The organism is Streptomyces liliifuscus (genome assembly GCF_016598615.1).
In the GTDB taxonomy this organism is placed as follows: domain Bacteria; phylum Actinomycetota; class Actinomycetes; order Streptomycetales; family Streptomycetaceae; genus Streptomyces; species Streptomyces liliifuscus.
The window spans coordinates 6,848,576-6,868,821 of the sequence record NZ_CP066831.1 but is presented as its reverse complement, the minus strand read 5'-3'; the positions used below and the strand labels follow the sequence as shown (position 1 = coordinate 6,868,821).

Sequence of the window (20,246 nt, the reverse complement as noted above, 5' to 3'; positions counted from 1 at the left end):
GCACGCCCCATCCAGCGTCGCCGTCCCACTCGGTGTGCAGCCCTCATGGCCTTTTCCGCCCCATCGTCATCGTGTGACCCACCTGGATCCATGTGCAGGGATCTGTTCGGTTGCCTGTGCCTGAGTGAGCGGTGTCCGTGCCGGATCCGGCTGCCGCCCTCGTGGTCGGTTAGCCGGTGGGCGTCGCCTCGCCGAGGACTCGCTCGGCGATCTGACGGCTCTCCATGGCTCCGGTCCAGATGCGCAAGCCCTCCACCGCACCGGGCAGGTACTCACCGGGTGCGCCGTTGCTGTGGCCGCGGCCGATGGCGAGCTCGCCGGTGCCCTGCTGCGGCTCGGCGAAGTTCGGCTCGGTCGCTTCATCCACCTGTTCGTCGGCGCCGACGAAGAGGTGCAGTTTGCCGAACCGGGTGGCGTCGCCGTCCTCGAATGCCTCGGCCGCGTTGTACACCCCGGTGACATGCACGAGTTCGTCCAGGATCGCCACCGCGGTGGCCGACACGTGCGTGGTTGCGGTCTTCTTCCCCGTGGCGTCGACCTTGGCGCGCTCGAAACGCCAGAGGCATTCAGGTTTGCCGTCGCCGTCGATGTCGTCGGCCAGTTTGACCAGCTTCAGGGCCCACGACGCCTCGTTGCCGATCTTCTGCTTGGCGACGGTCATGGTGTAGCCGTCGGCTTTGCCGATCAGCTTGGCGGAATCTGCCCGGGTCAGCGCGCTGACAGTGAAGGAACCGGTCTCGTCGACCGCTGGTCCGGTGGTGGTGGCGTAGCTGTTGGCACCGTCCAGTGTCAGCAGCTGCGGACTCTCTTCGAGTTTGGCGCTTCCGGCAAGTGTCATCGCCGGGAACGGGTAGCCCGTTTTCTCCGCCAGGGCGGTGCCTGTTGATGTGGAGGCATCCCACTCCGCCATCAACTCCGTTGCGGCGGCCTCGTTCTCGCTGAGCAGGCCTTCCAGACGTATTTCCGCCTCAGTGAGGGGCCGCTGCCAAACAGCCGTCTCGTCGAGTCGGCCTCGGAAGAATTCCTGCCCCGTACCCGCCTTGACCGAGCGCGCCCACTGCAGAGTGCCGGAGGCCGACCAGGGCTGGTAGGTGGAGGCCGCGCTGGCCAGGTTCACCGGCTGCCCCTGGGGCCGACCATTGACGAACAACTGAATCGTGTCGTTCGTCGGATCGGTGTCCGGGATCCCGTCGTCGCCCTCGGTCTTGAAGACACCCGCCAGGTGCGTCCATACCTTCAGTTGAGGATTCTGCTGATCGGCAATGGAGCGAATGAAGACCGGGGCGGCCTTGTCCTGGTCGGTGCGGTTGAACACCCACGCTTTGTAGGAGGTCGAGTAGTACAGCGTGAAGGCGTTCGACGCGCTGCCCGGCTGAGCCAGGACCACCCTGTTGGCCGATGCATCGGTCAGATACGCCCACGTCGACACGGTGAAGGAGTCACTCGTGTTGAGAACAGGTGTCGAAGTGGCCGCATATCCCTGCTGTTTGGCCGGGTCGGTGCTGTCCAACCAAAGCGACTGGTCCGCGTCTCCACGGCGTGCGAGCGAGGAGAAGCCTGTGCCCTCGGTGAACATCGTCGCGTTGTGGCGGACCGCGCCTTCAACCGCGCTGTCCTTGGCCAGTTTTTCGGCTGAGCCCGCCGGGGAGTCGTCGAAGTGCCATCGGCCGAGCGCGCCTTGCGCGGCTGCGACCTTGATCTTGACGTACGCCCACTCACCGTAGCCTCCGGCGTCCCATCCGCGGATCTGCAAGGTCTGACGGCCGGCCACAAGAGGCGTGATCTCCTCGTCCACACTGGCACCGGTGATGAACTTGGGCTTGGTCATGCCCGGCAGCCGCCACTCGTACTTCACGACATCGGTGTCCGCTGAGTTCTGAGCGAAGTGCAGCTTGCCCCGGGTGCCGGGACCGCCCTGGGCCCCACAGTCCTCCGTGACGCACAGCGAATAGATGCCGCCCTGCACGGCGCTCACGACGGGGGCTTGGGGCCGATCGGCATCGACCTTGAAGTAGCACCACGGGGTGTAGGACGAGAACAGGTCTCCGGACTTGCTCTGGTAGGTCCAATGCGACTGAGTACGTGCCTTGACCCGGTACACCGTCTTGTCCACCCGCGCAGAGACCTTCGCTGTCTCCACGGTGCCGTCGGGGTCCCAACCGGAGTCGGGTTTGTAGTCGCTCCAACTGCTCACCCAGGTGCCGTCGGCCTGCCGTCGCTCCATCACCCACTCGGCCTGGAGCAGGCCTTCCGAGTCCCCCTTGCTGTGCTCGACCTTGGTCTGCACAGCCGCCTGCACATACGGCTCAGCCCGGGTGACGACGACGGGGTTGGAGGAAGAGGTGGAGCACTGCACGTCATCCGGGTCGCCGCCCATGTTGCCCGGCCATACCCCGTACCGCGTGGGCACCCCGGGCTGGTAGGCGAACTCCACCTCGAGTTCGGCGTTGTCGTCGAAGCGCTTCCAGGCGGTGACGTCCGATTCGTCCTTCGCCTTGAGCATGAGCGTCAGGTTGTCGATCTTGCCGTCGGCGAAGTTCCGTACCGTGGAGTTCAGATTCTCATCCGCCTCGGCCGGATTGTCGTTGAACTCGATCCACGAGTTCGGCTGCTCCGGCGCACAAGCGGTGCCACGTCCCGCCGCAACGTACTTGTCTCCCAGCTGGTCCCAGCTGTTGTCCGACTTGGGTCCGCCGGGGCCCGGCCACTTGCTGCCCGAAGAGATTCCGTCGGTGCGTTCCAGGTCCACCCAGGCCGGGGTGCAGTCGAACGACCACGTCTCGTACGCCCGGAACGTCGAATCGATCACGTACTTGCCGCGCAACGCACTCGCGGAGTTGAACTGGAAGTACATCCGGTTCGTGTACCAGGCACCGGTGGTGCACGCACCCTGGGAGTTGGAACCGCATCGGCCAATGCCGTAGCCGGCCCCCTTGAACATCCAGAAACTGTCACCGTCGGAGGACAGAACCGCGCGGTACGTGTGCCCGAGCCCAACCGCCGGATCGATATAGACCGGGTAGACAGTGCCGGCCCTTTCCAACATCTCGGCGTCCGGCACGACGGCGATGCTGTCGCCTTCGACCTGCACAGGCATCACCGCGGAAGCTGCACCGTTTCCGGGGCCGACAGCCGGATCTCTCTCCTCACCCTCGGCTGCGGCAGCACCCTCGCCCATCATGGTCTGAGGGCCAGAACCCTCGGCGGCCTCACCGGCGGAGTCCCACATCCGCCCCGGTGGTCCGGTGAAGACCTCCACCCCGTCCTCGTTCTCGGCCACCAACCCACCATTGGTGTTGGGCCGGACCTCCAGCCCCTCGCTGTCGACGCCGAGAACCACCTTGTCCAACGCCGGACTCGTAGCCGCCTGCGGTGTCTTGACCACCAGAACCTCGCGATACGACTCTGGCGTCGCCGTCAGCAGCAGGTCGACGCCGGGAAGCACCTCGCGGTACGTGGCCGTATCCCCGTCCAGAACCGGTTCCGGCAGTTCACGATCCCAGCCCAGGGTGAGCGCACGCCCCTTGCGGTCCCCGATGCGGATCATGTCCGAACCCGCACCCCCGTCGGCGAAGGACAGGTCCACCACCGCGCCCTTCGGCGCGATACGGCCGTCGGCGCGCTTCTCCAGCGTGACGTCGACGGGCTGCCATGCCCCGTCGGCACCCTTGACTCGCCGCGGAGTGGTCGACTGAGTGAGTTTGAAGCTGCCATCCGGCTGGGCGAACACCTGCGAGTACTCGGTGCGCTCGTGGAGCACCTCCACGGGCTCCCCGGTCTCGGCAGCCAGTGCCGCCGAGGATCGGGCTGCCTGCGGAATGCCCCCCGCCGCGGCACTCCGTTGCGTCGACGGCACCTCGGCATGGGCTGCACCGCCATAGCCGGTCATCGGCAGCACACCCCCGACGACCGCCACCGAAAGCGCTGTCACAAACGCCCTACCGCTGCCGCGCTTACACACAGACAAGCCCACCCCGTGCCTCCCCCGACCCCATGAAATCCCCAACAGGGAGTCACGGGATGTTCACAGTTGAGGCACCCTACATATCCGTGGTGCGCACATGTCAAGGGCAAAACCCGAGGTCAACGGGGCATGAGTGACAAGGGAGTTGGGCCTCATTGGCCGAAAAGATCACACCCGCGGCCTCCCCCAGGCTCGGGGTGCACAGGCTGCTCACAGGTGCCACCATGGACCGCTCCGGGCGTTCCAGCAGGTGAGGGCCACCCCCTGGACAAGTGGTGAGGTTAGGCTAACCTACCTTCCGCACTGTCCGGTGGGTCATCCGCCCTGTTCGAAAGCAGCCACGCCATGTCCAACGCCCGTGCCACTCACCTCACCCGCCGCGGCATCCTCGCCGCCGGTGGCGCCCTCGGCCTCGGTGCCGCGCTCGCCGCCTGCGGTGACGAAGACTCGAAGAGCGGTGGCTCGGCGGACGCGACGAAAAGCGCCGCCGCGTCAGGCCCGTGGAGCTTCGAGGACGACCGCGGCACGACGGTGAAGCTGGACAGGATCCCGGCCAACATCGTCGCCTTCACCGGTGTCGCCGCCGCCCTCCACGACTACGGCATCGAGGTCAAGGGTGTCTTCGGTCCGACGAAGACCAAGGACGGCAAGGCCGATGTCCAGGCCGGCGACATGGACGTCAGCAAGGTGACGGTCCTCGGCAACACGTGGGGCGAGTTCAACATCGAGAAGTACGCGGGGCTCGCCCCCGACGTGCTGATCTCCACGATGTTCGACGACGCCGGCACCCTCTGGTACGTCCCCGAGGAGTCCGAGGACAAGATCCTCAAGCTCGCCCCGAGCGTCGGCATCTCCGTCTACGACCGTCAGCTGCCCAAGCCGCTGGAGCGCATGCTCGCGCTCGCCGAATCGCTGGGCGCCGACGTGAAGGCCGCCAAGACCGTCGAGGCGAAGAAGAACTTCGAGACGGCCGCCGAGCGGCTGCGCAAGGCCGCCAAGGCCCGCCCGGAGATCAAGGTCCTCATCGGCTCCGCGAGCCAGGACATCTTCTACGTCTCCGGCTCGAACCTCTCCATCGACCTGGAGTACTTCAAGGCCCTCGGCGTGAACCTCGTCGAGCCCTCCGCCAAGGCCCTGAAGGCCAGCGGCGGTTGGTACGAGAACCTGAGCTGGGAGAACGTCGACAAGTACCCGGCGGACATCATCATGATGGACGACCGCACCGCGACCATCCAGCCCGCCGACATCACCGAGGCCACCTGGAAGAAGCTCCCCGCGGTCAAGGCCGACCAGGTCATCCCCCGCACCCCGGAGCCGATCCTCTCCTACGACAAGTGCACCCCCATGCTCAACACCCTCGCCGAAGCAATAGAAAAGGCCAAGAAGGTCGCCTGACCCGCCCCCCCTTTGAAGGCGCGCCGGCACTTGGGCGCCCTTCAGGGGCCCGGGGAACGGCGCAGTCTTTCAGGGGCGCGGGGAACTGCGCGAGCAACCCAAGCCGACCCGCACTGTGCGACCCGGCCACCACCCCCTCAGGGGCGCGGGGAACTGCGCAATCTTTCAGGGGCGCGAGGAACTGCGCGACCAGCCCCCACCACCCCGCACGCAACGCCCCGCCCCACCCAGCGGAGCGAACCCGCCCCCTGACGCAAACTCAGGAGCAAAAGCCATGCCGACGGCAGTAGCCGCCCCGTTCCGTTTCTTCACCCTTCAGGTCACACGGACGAGGCGGCTCAGCCCGTCCCTCGTCCGCGTCACCTTCACCGGCCCGGACATCCACGCCTTCGCCTCGAACGGCCAGGACCAGAGCCTCTCGCTCTTCCTCCCCCGCCCCGGCCAGCAGACCCCCGTCATGCCGATGGAGTACGGCGACGGCTGGCGCCAGGCCTGGATCGACACCCCCGAAGACGTCCGCGCGGTCATGCGCTCGTACACGCTGCGCGCCCTGCGCCAGGACGCGACCGGCGCCACCACAGAGATCGACATCGACTTCGTGCTGCACGGCACGGAACCGGGCGCCGCAACTCCCGCGGGCCCGGCCTCCCGCTGGGCCGCGGACGCCGAGGCCGGCGACCGGGCCGTCCTGCTCGGCCCGTCCGTCGCCGACAACACGGCGATCCGGTTCCGCCCGCCCGCCGACGCAGACCTGATCCTCATCTGGGCCGACGAGACGGCCCTGCCCGCCGCCTCGGCCATCCTGGAGACCCTGCCCGCCGGGACGAAGGCCCGCGTCTGGCTGGAGGTCCCGCACGCCGGCGACCGCGTCGAGCCCACCACATCCGCGGACGTGGAGATCACCTGGCTCGTACGCGACGAGACGCACGACGCCATACCGGACAACGCGCAGGACGAGCCCTCCAGCGAGACACACGCCGAGGCATCCCCCCTCGCCCTGGAAGCCATCCGCACCGCCCAACTCCCCTCAGCCCAGGCCCCGTACGCCTGGATCGCGGGCGAGTCCGGGTGCGTGAAGGCCCTGCGGCGCCACCTCGTGCGGGAGCGCGAGATCGACCGCAGGCGGGTCACCTTCGTCGGCTACTGGCGGCGCGGACTGAGCGAGGAGCAGCTGCGCGAGCGAGGCGAGTGACGGGAGAAGCGTCGGGCGAAGCGACGCGGAAGCAGCGGGCGAAGTGACGGCAGAGAGGCATAGCTCACAGCGTGACGGGTGGGGCGGACACCCACGGGAAGTTAGGTTAGGCTTACCTAAGTTCAGCGCCGCCCCCCACTTCTCTCACGCGCCCGTTTCTCTCCTGTCCCCCCGGAGGACTCCCCCATGCGCTCGCACCTGCTCAATGACACGACCGCGGAGCGGTACCGCCGCTCCGTGACCGAAGGAATAGAGCGGGTGGCGGCCAAACTCGCCACCACCGACCGTCCGTTCACAGGCGTCACGGTCGACGCCCTCTCGCCCCGGATCGAGCAGATCGACCTCGACAAGCCGCTGCACGACACGACCGCGGTGCTCGACGAGCTGGAGGACGTCTACCTCCGGGACGCGATCTACTTCCACCACCCCCGCTACCTCGCGCACCTCAACTGCCCGGTGGTCATACCCGCCGTGCTCGGCGAGGCGGTCCTCTCCGCCGTCAACTCCTCCCTCGACACCTGGGACCAGTCGGCCGGCGGCACCCTCATCGAGCGCAAGCTCGTCGACTGGACCAACGAGCGCATCGGGTTCGGGCCCGCCGCCGACGGCGTGTTCACCTCCGGCGGCTCGCAGTCCAACCTCCAGGCGCTGCTGCTGGCCCGCGAGGAGGCCAAGCCGGGGCAGGGAGGGTCGGAAGCGTCTGCCTCGCACGCCAAACTGCGGATCTTCGCCTCCGAGGTGAGCCACTTCAGCGTCAAGAAGTCGGCAAAACTCCTGGGCCTCAGCCAGGACTCCGTGGTCTCGATCCCCGTGGGCAACGACAAGCGCATGCAGACGGTCGCGCTCGCCCGCGAGCTGGAGCGCTGCAAGCGCGACGGCCTGGTCCCGATGGCCGTCGTCGCGACCGCGGGCACCACCGACTTCGGTTCCATCGACCCGCTGCCCGAGATCGCCGAGCTGTGCGAGCAGTTCGGTGCCTGGATGCACGTCGACGCCGCGTACGGCTGCGGACTGCTCGCGTCCCTGAAGAACCGGCACCGCATCGACGGCATCGAGCGCGCCGACTCGGTGACCGTGGACTACCACAAGTCCTTCTTCCAGCCGGTGAGTTCCTCCGCCCTGCTGGTCCGCGACGCGGCCACCCTGGGCCACGCGACCTACCACGCGGAGTACCTCAACCCGCGCCGCATGGTGCAGGAGCGCATCCCCAACCAGGTCGACAAGTCCCTGCAGACCACGCGCCGCTTCGACGCCCTCAAGCTGTGGATGACACTGCGTGTGATGGGCGCCGACGGCATCGGCCAGCTCTTCGACGAGGTCTGCGACCTGGCCGGGCAGGGCTGGAAGCTGCTCGCGGCCGACCCGCGCTACGACGTCGTGGTCGAGCCGTCGCTGTCCACCCTCGTCTTCCGCTACATCCCGGCGGCCGTCACCGACCCGGCCGAGATCGACCGCGCCAACCTGTACGCCCGCAAGGCTCTGTTCGCCTCCGGCGACGCGGTGGTCGCGGGTACGAAGGTCGGCGGCCGCCACTTCCTCAAGTTCACCCTGCTCAACCCCGAGACCACGACGGACGACATCTCCGCCGTGCTCGACCTGATCGCCGGCCACGCCGAGCAGTACCTGGGAGAGTCCCTTGACCGCGCTTCCTGAACCCGCTGAATCCGCCGTGCGGACGCACGACTTCATCGGCATCGGGCTCGGCCCCTTCAACCTCGGCCTCGCCTGCCTCACCGAGCCGATCGACGAACTCGACGGTGTCTTCCTGGAGTCCAAGCCGGACTTCGAGTGGCACTCCGGGATGTTCCTGGAGGGCGCACACCTCCAGACCCCGTTCATGTCGGACCTGGTCACCCTGGCCGACCCGACGTCCCCGTACTCCTTCCTCAACTACCTCAAGGAATCGGGCCGTCTGTACTCGTTCTACATCCGCGAGAACTTCTATCCGCTGCGCGTCGAGTACGACGACTACTGCCGGTGGGCCGCCTCGAAACTGACCGGCGTCCGTTTCAGCACGACGGTCGCGGAGGTGACGTACGCGGACGACGTGTACGCCGTCCGCACGACCGCCGGTGACGTGTTCCGTGCCCGGCACCTCGTCCTGGGCACCGGCACTCCCCCGTACGTCCCGGAGGCCTGCGCGGAGCTCGGCGGGGACTTCATCCACAACTCCCGCTACCGGCAGCACAAGCGGGAGCTGCAGGCCAAGAAGTCGATCACGCTGGTCGGCAGCGGGCAGTCCGCGGCCGAGATCTACTACGACCTGCTGAGCGAGATCGACGTCCACGGCTACCGGCTCAACTGGGTCACCCGCTCCCCGCGCTTCTTCCCGCTCGAATACACCAAGCTGACGCTGGAGATGACCTCCCCGGAGTACATCGACTACTTCCACGCGCTGCCCGAGCAGACCCGCTACCGCCTCCAGACGGAGCAGAAGGGCCTGTTCAAGGGCATCGACGGCGAGCTGATCGACTCGATCTTCGACCTGCTCTACCAGAAGAACCTCGGCGGCCCGGTCCCCACCCGTCTGCTCACCAACTCCGCCCTCTCCACGGCGAGTTACGAGAACGGCGCGTACACCCTGGGCCTGCGCCAGGAGGAGCAGGGCAAGGACTACGAGCTGCACTCCGAGGGCCTGGTTCTCGCGACCGGCTACAAGTACGTGGAGCCCGAGTTCCTGAGGCCCGTCCGCGACCGCATCGTCTACGACGAGCAAGGCCAGTACGACGTGGCCCGCAACTACGCCATCGACACCACCGGCCGCGGCATCTTCCTGCAGAACGCCGGCGTCCACACCCACTCGATCACCTCACCGGACCTCGGCATGGGCGCCTACCGCAACGCCTACATCATCCGGGAACTGCTCGGCACCGAGTACTACCCGGTGGAGAAGTCCATCGCGTTCCAGGAGTTCGCCGTATGAGCGCCGCCGGAACCGGCGACACCGTCGGCACCCTGAGCCTGCGCCCCCTCGACCCCCTCAAGGACGCCGAGCTGCTGCACTCCTGGGTGACGCATCCCAAGGCCGCCTTCTGGATGATGCAGGAGGCGAAACTCCAGGACGTGGAGCGGGAGTACATGGCCATCACGGCCAACGAGCACCATCACGCGTATCTCGGGTTCCACGACGGCCGGCCCGCGTTCCTGATGGAGAAGTACGACCCCCGGTACATCGAACTGGTCGGGCTGTACGAGCCCGAGCCCGGTGATGTCGGCATGCACTTCCTGGTCGCCCCCACCGACCGGCCCGTGCACGGCTTCACCAGGGCCGTCATCACCGCGGTGATGGACGAGCTGTTCGCCGACCCGCGCACCCGGCGGGTCGTCGTCGAGCCGGACGTCACCAACAAGGCAGTGCACGCGCTGAACGAGGCCGTCGGCTTCGTCCCGGCGCGCGAGATCGACAAGCCGGAGAAGCGCGCGCTGCTGTCCTTCTGCACGCGCGAGCACTTCTTGAAGAAGCGCAGCCTGGCCACCCGAGGAGTTTCCCTGTGACCCTGTCCGACGCCGTGGCACATCTGTCCCCCCACCGCTGGGCGCGGGCCAACCGCCTCCTCATCCGCAAGGCCCTCGCCGAGTTCGCCCACGAACGGCTGATCACCCCGGAGCCGACCGAAGGCGGAGGCGGCGAGGGCGGCAACGCGGGCAACGAAGGCAAGCCCGCCGAGTACGCCATCCGCAGTGACGACGGCCTGACCCGCTACCGGTTCACCGCCACCCGCCGCGCCCTGGACCACTGGCAGGTCGACGCCGAGTCGATCACCCGCCACCGGAACGGCGGCGAACTCCCCCTGCACGCCCTGGACTTCTTCATCGAGCTGAAGGGCGCGCTCGGTCTGAGCGACGAGGTTCTCCCGGTCTACCTGGAGGAGATCTCCTCCACCCTCGCCGGCACCTGCTACAAGCTCACCAAGCCCCAGCTCACCTCCGCCGAGCTCGCGAAAAGCGGCTTCCAGGAGATCGAGACGGGCATGACCGAGGGCCACCCCTGCTTCGTCGCCAACAACGGGCGACTGGGCTTCGGGGTCCACGAGTACCTCTCGTACGCGCCGGAGACGGCCAGCCCCGTACGGCTGGTCTGGCTGGCCGCGCACCGCTCGCGCGCCGCCTTCACCGCGGGCGTGGGCATCGAGTACGAGTCCTTCCTGCGCGACGAGCTGGGCGAGGAGACGGTCGCGCGGTTCAACGACACCCTGCGCGCCCAGGAGTTGGACCCGGCGGACTTCCTGTTCATCCCGGTCCACCCCTGGCAGTGGTGGAACAAGCTCACCGTCACCTTCGCCGCCGAGGTCGCCCAGAAACGCCTGGTGTGCCTGGGCGAGGGCGACGACGAGTACCTGGCCCAGCAGTCGATCCGGACGTTCTTCAACAGGAGCGCGCCCGAGAAGCACTATGTGAAGACCGCTCTGTCGGTCATCAACATGGGCTTCATGCGCGGCCTGTCCGCCGCGTACATGGAAGCCACCCCGGCCATCAACGACTGGCTGGCCGGGCTCATCGACAACGACCCGGTGCTGAGGTCGACCGGTCTGTCGATCATCCGCGAGCGGGCGGCCGTCGGCTACCGGCACCTGGAGTACGAGGCCGCCACCGACCGCTACTCCCCGTACCGGAAGATGCTCGCCGCCCTGTGGCGCGAGAGCCCGGTCCCCTCGCTCCGGGACGGCGAGTCGCTCGCCACCATGGCCTCGCTCGTGCATGTCGACCACGAGGGCGCGTCGATCGCGGCCACGCTGATCGAGCGCTCGGGGCTGACGCCGGTGGAGTGGCTGCGCCGCTATCTGCGGGCCTACTTCACCCCGCTGCTGCACAGCTTCTACGCGTACGACCTGGTGTTCATGCCGCACGGCGAGAACGTCATCCTCGTACTCAAGGACGGTGTCGTGGAGCGGGCGATCTACAAGGACATCGCCGAGGAGATCGCCGTCATGGACCCGGACGCGGTGCTGCCGCCGACGGTCGAGCGGCTGCGCGTCGACGTGCCCGAGGACAAAAAACTCCTGTCGATCTTCACGGACGTCTTCGACTGCTTCTTCCGCTTCCTCGCCGCGAACCTGGCGAGCGAGGGCGTCCTGGAGGAGGACGACTTCTGGCAGACGGTCGCCGACTGCGTACGCGACTACCAGGCGGCCACACCCGAACTCGCGGACAAGTTCAAGCAGTACGACATGTTCGCGCCCGAGTTCTCGCTGTCCTGCCTCAACCGTCTCCAACTGCGCGACAACGAACAGATGGTGGATCTCGCCGACCCCGCCGGAGCCCTCCAGCTCGTCGGGAACCTGAAGAACCCCATCGCCGGGCTGTAAGCACGGACCCGCTCACCGACTTACAGCTCCCACAAGCAGGCGGGCGTCCCCCAGAACGGTCCCAGGGGGCGCCCGCCGCCGTGTTCACCTGTCCGGCATCAGCCCGTCGGGCCTCAACCTGCCGGGTTCAACTACTCTGCGGGCCAGGGGACTTGCGACGACCGGTAGTAGCCGGTCCCCATCGCGTCCCACCGCGGCGCCTGTGCCGCGAGCCGCACCTTGTACGTGTCCCAGTCGTGCGTGGCCGCGGGCGACCAGCCGAGCTCGGCCACCCCGGGCAGCCGCGGGAACGCCATGTAGTCGAGGTTCGCCGAGGTCGAGAGGGTCTCCGTCCACAGCGGTGCCTCGACACCCCGGACCGCCGAACCGGGCACGCCCGCGAGGTAGTTGCCGGGATCCCAGTCGTACGACCGCTTGACCTCCACCAGTCCGGCCCAGTCCAGGCCGAGCGGGGTGTCGGCGTTGTACTTCATGTCGAGGTACACCCGGTCGGCGGGCGACAGGACCAGCCCGGTCCCGTTCCGCGCGGCCGCCGCGACCTGCTCCTTCTCGGCGGCGTTCGTGTCGTCCAGACCCCAGTACTGGGCCAGCGCGCCCTTCGCGGGGCTCGCCCCGGTCAGCTGGTGCCAGCCCATGACCTTCTTCCCGTACTTGGCGACGACCGGCTGGACCTTGGTCATGAACTCCACGAAGTCCTCGTGGGGCGTCGAGTGCGCCTCGTCGCCGCCGATGTGGATGTACCTGCCGGGCGTGATCGCGGCCAGCTCACGGATCACGTCGTCCACGAAGTCGTACGTCACCGGCTTGCCCACGCACAGCGAACTGAAGCCGACCTCGGTGCCGGTGTAGAGCGGCGGCGCGACCCCGTCGCAGTTCAGCTCCGCGTACGAGGCGAGCGCCGCGTTGGTGTGGCCGGGCATGTCGATCTCGGGCACGACCTCGAGGAAGCGCGAAGAGGCGTACCGGACGATCTCCTTGTACTGGGCCTTCGTGTAGAAGCCACCCGCTCCGCCGCCGACCTGTGTGGACCCGCCGTACGAGGCGAGCCGCGGCCAGGAGTCGATCGCGATCCGCCAGCCCTGGTCGTCGCTGAGGTGGAGGTGCAGCGTGTTGACCTTGTAGAGCGCCAACTGGTCGATGTAGCGCTTGACTTGGTCAACGCCGAAGAAGTGCCGGGAGACGTCGAGCATCGCGCCGCGGTAGCCGTAGCGGGGCGTGTCGGTGATGGTGCCGCCGGCGACCGCCCAGGGTCCGGGCTGTACGGAGTCCTTCTCGACCGCGGCCGGCAGGAGCTGGCGCAGGGTCTGCACGCCGTGGAAGAGCCCGGCGGGCTCCCGGGCCGTGATGGTGACGGCGCCCTTGCCGCTCTGCAGCCGGTAGCCCTCCGCACCGAGCGCGGAGTCCTTGCGGCTGAGCTGGAGCCGAATGCCATCGCGGCCGCCGTCGTCGGTGACCGGCAGCCGATAGCCGGTGGAGGGCCGCAGGACGTCCGCGAGATACGAGCCGATGCGGCGGCCCTCCCGCGAGTCGTCCACACGAATGCGCGTACTGCTGGTGATCCGGTACGGGGATCCGCCCGCGTCGACAGAGGCGGGGGCCGGGATCACCTGGCCGAGCGGGGTAGCGGTTCGGCCGGCGGCGGACGGTGCCGCGCCGGCGACGGAGATACCTGCAGCCACCACGAGCAGCAGCGTACCGAGGAGTCGGGGCGTTCTGTGCTGTCTCACATGCGCTCCCTTCGAATGGGTATAGACCACTCTCCCGCACTGCCGGTGAAACAATCCCCCTCATGGCGGAAATCATCCAACGGGACGGCACGTGGACCTTCGACGGCGACGCCCTGCGGCTCGTGCCCGGCCGTGACAAGAACGTGGGCCTGCTGCGCAAGACGTTGGGCGAACTCGCGGTCCCACTGGGCGCGTTGGCGGGGATCTCGTTCGAGCAGGGCAAGAAGACCGGGCGGCTCAGGCTCCGGCTGCGCGACGGCGCCGACCCGCTGCTGCACGCGACCGGCGGCAGACTCACGGACTCCTCCGACCCCTACCAGATGACCGTCGACTCGGACCGCTACGGCGTCGCCGAGTACTTCGTGGACGAGATCCGCAACGCGCTGCTCCTGGACGAGGTGCCCACCACCGCCGTCGACCGCTATCTGCTGCCGGGGCCCGCGGTGCCCCTGTCGGTCTCCGCGGGCGACGGCACCGCGAGCTTCGACGGGGAGAACATCCGCCTGGAGTGGAACTGGAAGACGGAGGAGGCCAAGTCGGCCGCCGGCGCCCGCACGCTCGCCCTGGCCGACATCCAGTCCGTGGAGTGGCATCCCGCGGTCGGCCTGGAGAACGGCTTCCTGCGCTTCACCGTCCGGGGCGCGCCCACGAAGGCCCCGCCGAAGTACGACCCCAACTCCGTGGACCTGTGGGGCTTCAAGAAGGATCCCCTGATGGCCCTGGTCGCGGCGGCGGTACAGGCCCGCCTCCCCCACCCGTCGGCCCCGTCCACCACGGACACCCCACCCAGCCAACTCACCGCCGCCCCGGACCCACCCCCGGAGGCCGACCACGACGCCCTCCTGCGCCGCCTCCGAGAACTCGGCGACCTACACAAGTCCGGCATCCTCACGGACGAGGAATTCACCCTGGCCAAACAGGCGGTACTGAGGGGCATGTAGCCCTGCAAAGGAAGGCGCCCGCGCCCCCGAGGGGTTCGCGGGCGCCTTCCTTTAGGGGCGCGGGGAACTGCGCGACAAGCCCCCACCGGACCCGCACCCGCAATCACACCCGCCGCCCCACAAACAGGTCACCGAACCCGCCGCGCCACAGTGAAGTGGTCAACCTCCTCGCCGGTCTCGGCGATCCCCCGCACCTTCAACGTGGCAGTACGCCCCTTCGACGCCGGCGTCACATCGACACGCAGGAACGAGTAGTCGAGATACCGCACCCGAGACCACGCAACGGTCTCGTTGACCTTGCCACCCTTCGTATTGACGAAGGAGGCGACGGACTCGACCTCGTTCTCATGCCCCTCGTACGACAGCGGCGCGGTGAACGCGTACAGGCTGCGCCCGGCCGCCCCCGCCGTCACGTACACCACACCGTCCGTCTCGGGATACGCCGTACCGCCGATCGGAAGCTTCTTGGCGACCTTGCCCGCCTTGATGACGTCCGTGCGCTCGTACTGGTGGTTGTGGCCGTTGATGACGAGATCCACCGTGTACTTCTCGAACAGCGGCACCCACTCCTGGCGCACACCCCCCTCCGAGGCGTGCGCGGTGGAGGTGCAGTAGGCGCAGTGGTGGAAGAAGACGACGACGAAGTCGACGTCCTTGGAGGCGCGGTACTTCTTCAGCTGCGCCTCCAGCCACTTGGTCTGCGTACCGCCGGAGATCCCCAGGTTGGCCGGGATCTCGAAGGAGATGTCGTTGGCGTCGAGCGAGATGACCGCCGTGTTGCCGTAGACGAAGGAGTAGACGCCCGGCAGGTTCTTCTTGTCGGGGCCGTTGTCCGGAAGGTTCCAGCGGGCGTCCTCGCCGCCGTAGCCGTTGGGCGAGTACCAGGCCTCCATGTCGTGGTTGCCGTAGGCCGGCATCCACGGGACGGACTTGGCGACCGACTCGGTCTGCGCGAGGAACTGGTCCCAGACGCGCGAGTCGAACCCGGCGTCGGCGCTCTGGCCCGCACCGGCCGGGTCGGCGTACGCGATGTCCCCGGCGTGCAGGTGGAAGGCCGGGTTCTGGCCGAGCAGCAGGCTGTTGTTGGCGAGGCCGTGGTAGCTGACGCCCTCGTCGCCGAAGGCCGTGAAGGTGAACGGCTCCTTGTGCGCGGGGGCGGTGGTGAAGGTGCCGAGCGTGCCGAGCAGATGTGCCTCGGCCGGGTCGAAGCCCGCGTGGCCGACTCCGTAGTAGTACGTCCGGCCGGGCCGCAGGTGGGTGAGCTCGGCGTGCACGTAGTACTGGGTGTGGTTGCCGCTCGCGCCGACGCCGGCCGGCGTGAAGAGCGTGCGGACCTCGGCGTCGATCTTGTGGGAGAGGTCCCAGGGGTGGGCGCCGATGCGGACGAATGGTTTCTTCACCGCGACCGGGACCTGCCAGGAGACGGTGATCTCCGTACGGGGGTCGCTGCCCCAGGCGAGGTGGCGGCCGAAGGGGGCGACGAGCGCGCCGTCGACACTCTCGGTGCGCGCGGCGGCCCGCGTCGGTACGGAGGTCTTCGTCGCGGCCTGTGCGACGGCGCCGGGCACGAAGGCCCCGCCCGCGACGGCGCCCAGTGTGACGGCGCCGCCCCTGATCATCGTGCGCCGCGAGAATCTGGCGCGAAGGTATTCGTGCTGCTCGGCCATGCTCATGCGCGCGGCGAGCTGCTCCGGTACGCCCATGCGTGGAGTGTCCATGGCCGAAAAGGTGCTCCTGGCAACCATCGCACCGCGGGCCACAGGATGAACAGGCCCCGAACAGCCCCCCATAAGAGTTTCAACAGCCTCTTGCCCGAAATCGGGCAGGATTCTTGCGATTGCCAGCGCTTTACCTCAGGATCGACGGGTGCACGACGAACTTGTTGATCATCTGACGCGCTCCTCGCCCCTCAGCCGGGGCGAGGCACTGCGGGTGATCCAGGACGTCCTCGCCTACTTCGACGAGGCGACCGACGACTACGTCCGTCGCCGCCATCGCGAGCTCCAGGCTCAGGGACTGGTGAACTCGACGATCTTCGAACGGATCGCGGCGGACCTGAAGTACCGCGCGGTCGCACCGCCCGAGCTCACGCTCAGACAGCTGCGCCGCATCGTCTACGGCTGACCGCCGGACGAACCAGAGCGACAGAGCCGATCTGAACGACCGAACGACTGAACGACTGAGGGGACAGAGAAACCGTATGTGCGGAATCGTGGGATACATCGGCAGGCGTGATGTGGCACCGCTCCTCCTCGAAGGCCTGCAGCGCCTCGAGTACCGCGGCTACGACTCGGCGGGCATCGTCGTGACGTCTCCGAAGACGGCCGGCCTCAAGATGGTCAAGGCCAAGGGCCGCGTCCGTGACCTGGAGGCCCGCGTCCCCAAGCGCTTCGCCGGCACCACGGGCATCGCCCACACCCGCTGGGCCACCCACGGCGCCCCCTCCGACGTGAACGCGCACCCGCACATGTCGGCCGACAACAAGGTCGCCGTCGTCCACAACGGCATCATCGACAACGCCTCCGACCTGCGGAAGAAGCTGGAGGCCGACGGCGTCGAGTTCCTCTCCGAGACCGACACCGAGGTCCTCACCCATCTGATCGCCCGCTCCCAGGCCGAGAAGCTGGAGGACAAGGTCCGCGAGACCCTCCGGGTCGTCGAGGGCACGTACGGCATCGCCGTGATGCACGCCGACTTCCCGGACCGCATCGTGGTGGCCCGCAACGGCTCCCCGGTCGTCCTCGGCATCGGCGAGAAGGAGATGTTCGTCGCCTCGGACATCGCCGCGCTCGTCACGCACACCCGCCAGATCGTCACGCTTGACGACGGCGAGATGGCGACACTGAAGGCCGACGACTTCCGTACGTACACGACCGAGGGCACGCGCACCACGGCCGAGCCGACCACAGTCGAGTGGGAGGCCGCCTCGTACGACATGGGCGGCCACGACACGTACATGCACAAGGAGATCCACGAGCAGGCCGACGCCGTGGACCGCGTGCTGCGCGGCCGGATCGACGACCGGTTCTCGACCGTGCACCTGGGCGGCCTGAACCTGGACGCCCGCGAGGCGCGCCAGATCCGCCGCGTGAAGATCCTCGGCTGCGGCACCTCGTACCACGCGGGCATGATCGGCGCCCAGATGATAGAGGAGCTGGCCCGTATCCCCGCGGACGCCGAGCCCGCCTCGGAGTTCCGCTACCGCAACGCGGTCGTCGACCCCGACACGCTGTACGTGGCGGTGTCGCAGTCCGGTGAGACGTACGACGTCCTGGCGGCCGTGCAGGAGCTGAAGCGAAAGGGCGCGCGGGTCCTGGGCATCGTGAACGTGGTCGGTTCGGCCATCGCCCGCGAGGCCGACGGCGGCATGTACGTGCACGCGGGCCCCGAGGTCTGTGTCGTCTCCACCAAGTGCTTCACCAACACCACGGTCGCCTTCGCGCTGCTCGCGCTGCATCTGGGCCGCACCCGTGACCTGTCGGTCTCGGACGGCAAGCGGATCATCGAGGGCCTGCGCAAGCTGCCCGGCCAGATCACGGAGATCCTCGACCAGGAGGACGAGATCAAGAAGCTCGCCGAGCAGTACGCCGAGGCGCGCTCGATGCTCTTCATCGGCCGGGTCCGCGGCTACCCGGTGGCGCGTGAGGCCTCCCTGAAGCTCAAGGAGGTCTCGTACATCCACGCCGAGGCCTACCCCGCCTCGGAGTTGAAGCACGGCCCGCTCGCGCTGATCGAGCCCGCGCTGCCGACCGTGGCGATCGTCCCGAACGACGACCTCCTGGAGAAGAACCGCGCGGCCCTGGAGGAGATCAAGGCCCGCAGCGGCAGGATCCTCGCCGTGGCCCACGAGTGCCAGGAGAAGGCCGACCAGACCATCGTCGTCCCCAAGAACGAGGACGAACTCGACCCCATCCTGATGGGCATCCCCCTCCAACTCCTCGCCTACCACACGGCCTTGGCCCTGGGCAGGGACATCGACAAGCCGAGGAACCTGGCCAAGTCGGTAACTGTGGAATAGCCCTCGGCGGGGGCGCCCCGCAAGGGGCGCGGGGAACTGCGCGAGCAACCCCCACGCTCCCGCAGAGGCCGAGAACACAGAACGGACCCCCACGTGCTGCCACCAAAACACGGGGGGTCCGTTCTCATCGCCGGGGCCGCCCAAAACCCCGGCAGGCTGCCAGTTAGCCGGTTGCCGTCACGCCCCGGCCGGCAGCACGGCGCGGCATGGCCGTGGGCCAGTGAGCCAGCGCCGCAGTCGCGGCATACCAGGCGGCCAGCCCGCCGACCACCGCGAACCACCCGCCCACCTTGGCAAGCGCCGCGGAGTCACCGAACCGCGCGACGGCGAGCAACACCATCGCCACGAAGAGCAACCCGTACGCGCCCCTGGTGAGCGGCGCCGCGGCGGACGCCCCGAGCGTCAGGCTCAGCGCGACGAGCGCGAAGAGCAGCAGGAACAGCCCCGCCGCGTTGTCGGAGACCTGTGTGTCGGCGCCGACGCCCCAGGTGAACCAGAAAGCCCCGAGCCCGGCGAAGGCCGTACCCGTGAACGTGTCGCGGTCGCGGAAGGCCATGAGACCGGCGACGAAGAGCGCGATGCCACCGACATAGGTGGCGAGAGAGACGGAGTCGGCTGCCGTGACGCCGTCGAGCACTTCGGTGTGACCGAGGCCGAAAGCGAGCAGCGTGAGTCCGAGTGCGAGGTGACCGAGGGTCCAGGTGGTGCTTCCCGCAGAGACGTCGTTGTCCACGGCGGGCTCCCTTCGTGCATGTGCTGTTGTGCGGTGACCGGTATATGCCCTTCACAAGCGCACAAACACATCTACGCGCGAGTAGATTTACCCAGCACGTAAAGGAAGTTGACCTTTCCCACGGCTCATCTCACCTGGGACAACGCCGAGTTGCGAAACGACAACACCGAAGGTGTTCGATCAGGCGGCGGTCAGAGAGCGACCAAGGAACGGTCAGGGGTCAATTCGGGGACGGCCGGGGGCCGTTCAGGGAATGACGACCACCGGGCGCTGCGCACGCTTCGCGAGCCGGCCTGCGACGGAGCCGAAGATGCGTCCGACGATGCCGTGGGTCGATCCGACGACGATCGCGTCCGCCTCGTACTCCCGCCCCACCTCTTCGAGTTCGTGGCAGATGTCCCCGCCGCGCTCGACGAGGATCCAGGGGACCTCGGCCAGATACTCCGCACAGGCGAGCTCCAGCCCGAGCACCTCGGTGCGGTGATCGGGGACGTCGACGAAGACCGGGGGCTCGCAGCCCGCCCACACCGTGGTGGGCAGCCGGTTGGCGACGTGGACGATGATCAGGCCCGAGCCGGAGCGGCAGGCCATCCCGATCGCGTACGCGAGGGCGCGCTCGCTCGATGTCGATCCGTCGAAGCCGACGACGACGCCGTGCTTGAAGGCGGGATCGCAGGACTGACGTGGTTCTTCCGCCGCCAAGGGCTCGGCCGCCGTGGGATCGGCGACGGGGCGCTTGCGGTCCGCGGGTTCGAATTCGTGACCGGCCATGAGTGTCTCGGCGTTCGGATCCTCGTGGGTGGGACGACAGGTGCTACGGAGCTGTGTCCGGGAATCATCTTCCCAACCCCATACCCCCAAGGGTACGGCGGCACGCCTCCTCTGCCCAGATCCCGCTCTCGCCGCGGGAGGGTTCCCCGGAGCATGCACGAGAGCACGCCCGTAACGCAATGGTTGCTGCCCCGTACAG

At 68.1% G+C, this 20,246-nt stretch carries 14 protein-coding genes; 9 read left to right on the top strand and 5 right to left on the bottom strand.

Annotation, left to right across the window (positions count from 1 at the left end; translation table 11 throughout):
* Positions 1-169: 169 nt before the first annotated feature.
* Entirely contained in the window at positions 170-3,889 is a 3,720-nt protein-coding gene (locus JEQ17_RS29680; protein ID WP_200398004.1) for a laminin G domain-containing protein, read from the bottom strand.
* Positions 3,890-4,309: 420 nt separating this feature from the next.
* Between JEQ17_RS29680 and JEQ17_RS29675 the strand changes: the two genes are divergently transcribed.
* From JEQ17_RS29675 to JEQ17_RS29650, 6 genes are all read left to right on the top strand, one after another.
* The gene (locus tag JEQ17_RS29675; RefSeq protein ID WP_200398003.1) at positions 4,310-5,359 is read left to right on the top strand and encodes an ABC transporter substrate-binding protein; all 1,050 of its coding nucleotides are present in this window, start codon (positions 4,310-4,312) and stop codon (positions 5,357-5,359) included.
* Between the two features lie 274 nt (positions 5,360-5,633).
* The gene (locus JEQ17_RS29670) at positions 5,634-6,551 is read left to right on the top strand and encodes a siderophore-interacting protein (RefSeq protein ID WP_200398002.1); all 918 of its coding nucleotides are present in this window, start codon (positions 5,634-5,636) and stop codon (positions 6,549-6,551) included.
* A 186-nt stretch (positions 6,552-6,737) separates the two neighbouring features.
* Positions 6,738-8,204 carry a lysine decarboxylase DesA gene (gene desA / locus JEQ17_RS29665; protein ID WP_200398001.1) on the top strand — a complete coding sequence of 489 codons (1,467 nt, stop codon included), beginning with the start codon at positions 6,738-6,740 and terminating at the stop codon, positions 8,202-8,204.
* Complete coding sequence (locus tag JEQ17_RS29660) at positions 8,188-9,474, top strand: lysine N(6)-hydroxylase/L-ornithine N(5)-oxygenase family protein (protein WP_200398000.1); 1,287 nt, start codon at positions 8,188-8,190, stop codon at positions 9,472-9,474. Before desA ends, JEQ17_RS29660 begins: the two co-directional genes overlap by 17 nt.
* A complete protein-coding gene (locus JEQ17_RS29655) occupies positions 9,471-10,046 on the top strand; it encodes a GNAT family N-acetyltransferase (RefSeq protein ID WP_200397999.1) in 576 nt (191 codons plus the stop codon). The genes JEQ17_RS29660 and JEQ17_RS29655 overlap by 4 nt, the downstream gene beginning before the upstream one ends.
* Positions 10,043-11,857 carry an IucA/IucC family protein gene (locus JEQ17_RS29650; protein WP_200397998.1) on the top strand — a complete coding sequence of 605 codons (1,815 nt, stop codon included), beginning with the start codon at positions 10,043-10,045 and terminating at the stop codon, positions 11,855-11,857. Before JEQ17_RS29655 ends, JEQ17_RS29650 begins: the two co-directional genes overlap by 4 nt.
* A 131-nt stretch (positions 11,858-11,988) precedes the next feature.
* Here the strand turns inward: JEQ17_RS29650 and JEQ17_RS29645 are convergent, their stop codons facing one another.
* Positions 11,989-13,584, bottom strand: a complete 1,596-nt coding sequence (locus tag JEQ17_RS29645) for a beta-N-acetylhexosaminidase (protein ID WP_200397997.1) — start codon at positions 13,582-13,584, stop codon at positions 11,989-11,991.
* A 62-nt stretch (positions 13,585-13,646) separates the two neighbouring features.
* Here JEQ17_RS29645 and JEQ17_RS29640 point away from each other — a divergent pair, with 62 nt between their 5' ends.
* Positions 13,647-14,525: a DUF4429 domain-containing protein gene (locus JEQ17_RS29640; RefSeq protein ID WP_200397996.1), complete on the top strand. Its 879-nt coding sequence runs from the start codon at positions 13,647-13,649 to the stop codon at positions 14,523-14,525.
* A 128-nt stretch (positions 14,526-14,653) separates the two neighbouring features.
* Here JEQ17_RS29640 and JEQ17_RS29635 read toward each other — a convergent pair whose 3' ends face one another.
* On the bottom strand, positions 14,654-16,228 hold the full coding sequence (locus JEQ17_RS29635; protein ID WP_200401790.1) for a purple acid phosphatase family protein: 1,575 nt from the start codon (positions 16,226-16,228) through the stop codon (positions 14,654-14,656).
* Positions 16,229-16,391: 163 nt separating this feature from the next.
* On the opposite strand from JEQ17_RS29635, the gene JEQ17_RS29630 reads away from it, so the two are divergent.
* Together JEQ17_RS29630 and glmS are read left to right on the top strand one after the other, a co-directional pair.
* Complete coding sequence (locus JEQ17_RS29630; RefSeq protein WP_055616059.1) at positions 16,392-16,649, top strand: hypothetical protein; 258 nt, start codon at positions 16,392-16,394, stop codon at positions 16,647-16,649.
* A 76-nt stretch (positions 16,650-16,725) separates the two neighbouring features.
* Entirely contained in the window at positions 16,726-18,543 is a 1,818-nt protein-coding gene (gene glmS, locus JEQ17_RS29625; protein WP_200397995.1) for a glutamine--fructose-6-phosphate transaminase (isomerizing), read from the top strand.
* Positions 18,544-18,706: 163 nt separating this feature from the next.
* On the opposite strand, the gene JEQ17_RS29620 is transcribed toward glmS, so the two are convergent.
* Both JEQ17_RS29620 and JEQ17_RS29615 read right to left on the bottom strand, forming a co-directional pair.
* The gene (locus JEQ17_RS29620) at positions 18,707-19,276 is read right to left on the bottom strand and encodes an acetate uptake transporter (RefSeq protein WP_200397994.1); all 570 of its coding nucleotides are present in this window, start codon (positions 19,274-19,276) and stop codon (positions 18,707-18,709) included.
* Between the two features lie 246 nt (positions 19,277-19,522).
* Positions 19,523-20,047, bottom strand: a complete 525-nt coding sequence (locus JEQ17_RS29615) for a universal stress protein (protein ID WP_055616056.1) — start codon at positions 20,045-20,047, stop codon at positions 19,523-19,525.
* Positions 20,048-20,246: the final 199 nt, after the last annotated feature.

Excerpts from the sequence above, each read along its gene's own strand:
- JEQ17_RS29680 (WP_200398004.1), bottom strand. The coding sequence starts at position 3,889 with ATGACCGGCTATGGCGGTGCAGCCCATGCCGAGGTGCCGTCGACGCAA.
- JEQ17_RS29675 (WP_200398003.1), top strand. The coding sequence starts at position 4,310 with ATGTCCAACGCCCGTGCCACTCACCTCACCCGCCGCGGCATCCTCGCC.
- JEQ17_RS29670 (WP_200398002.1), top strand. The coding sequence starts at position 5,634 with ATGCCGACGGCAGTAGCCGCCCCGTTCCGTTTCTTCACCCTTCAGGTC.
- desA (WP_200398001.1), top strand. The coding sequence starts at position 6,738 with ATGCGCTCGCACCTGCTCAATGACACGACCGCGGAGCGGTACCGCCGC.
- JEQ17_RS29655 (WP_200397999.1), top strand. The coding sequence starts at position 9,471 with ATGAGCGCCGCCGGAACCGGCGACACCGTCGGCACCCTGAGCCTGCGC.
- JEQ17_RS29640 (WP_200397996.1), top strand. The coding sequence starts at position 13,647 with ATGGCGGAAATCATCCAACGGGACGGCACGTGGACCTTCGACGGCGAC.
- JEQ17_RS29635 (WP_200401790.1), bottom strand. The coding sequence starts at position 16,228 with ATGGGCGTACCGGAGCAGCTCGCCGCGCGCATGAGCATGGCCGAGCAG.
- glmS (WP_200397995.1), top strand. The coding sequence starts at position 16,726 with ATGTGCGGAATCGTGGGATACATCGGCAGGCGTGATGTGGCACCGCTC.
- JEQ17_RS29615 (WP_055616056.1), bottom strand. The coding sequence starts at position 20,047 with ATGGCCGGTCACGAATTCGAACCCGCGGACCGCAAGCGCCCCGTCGCC.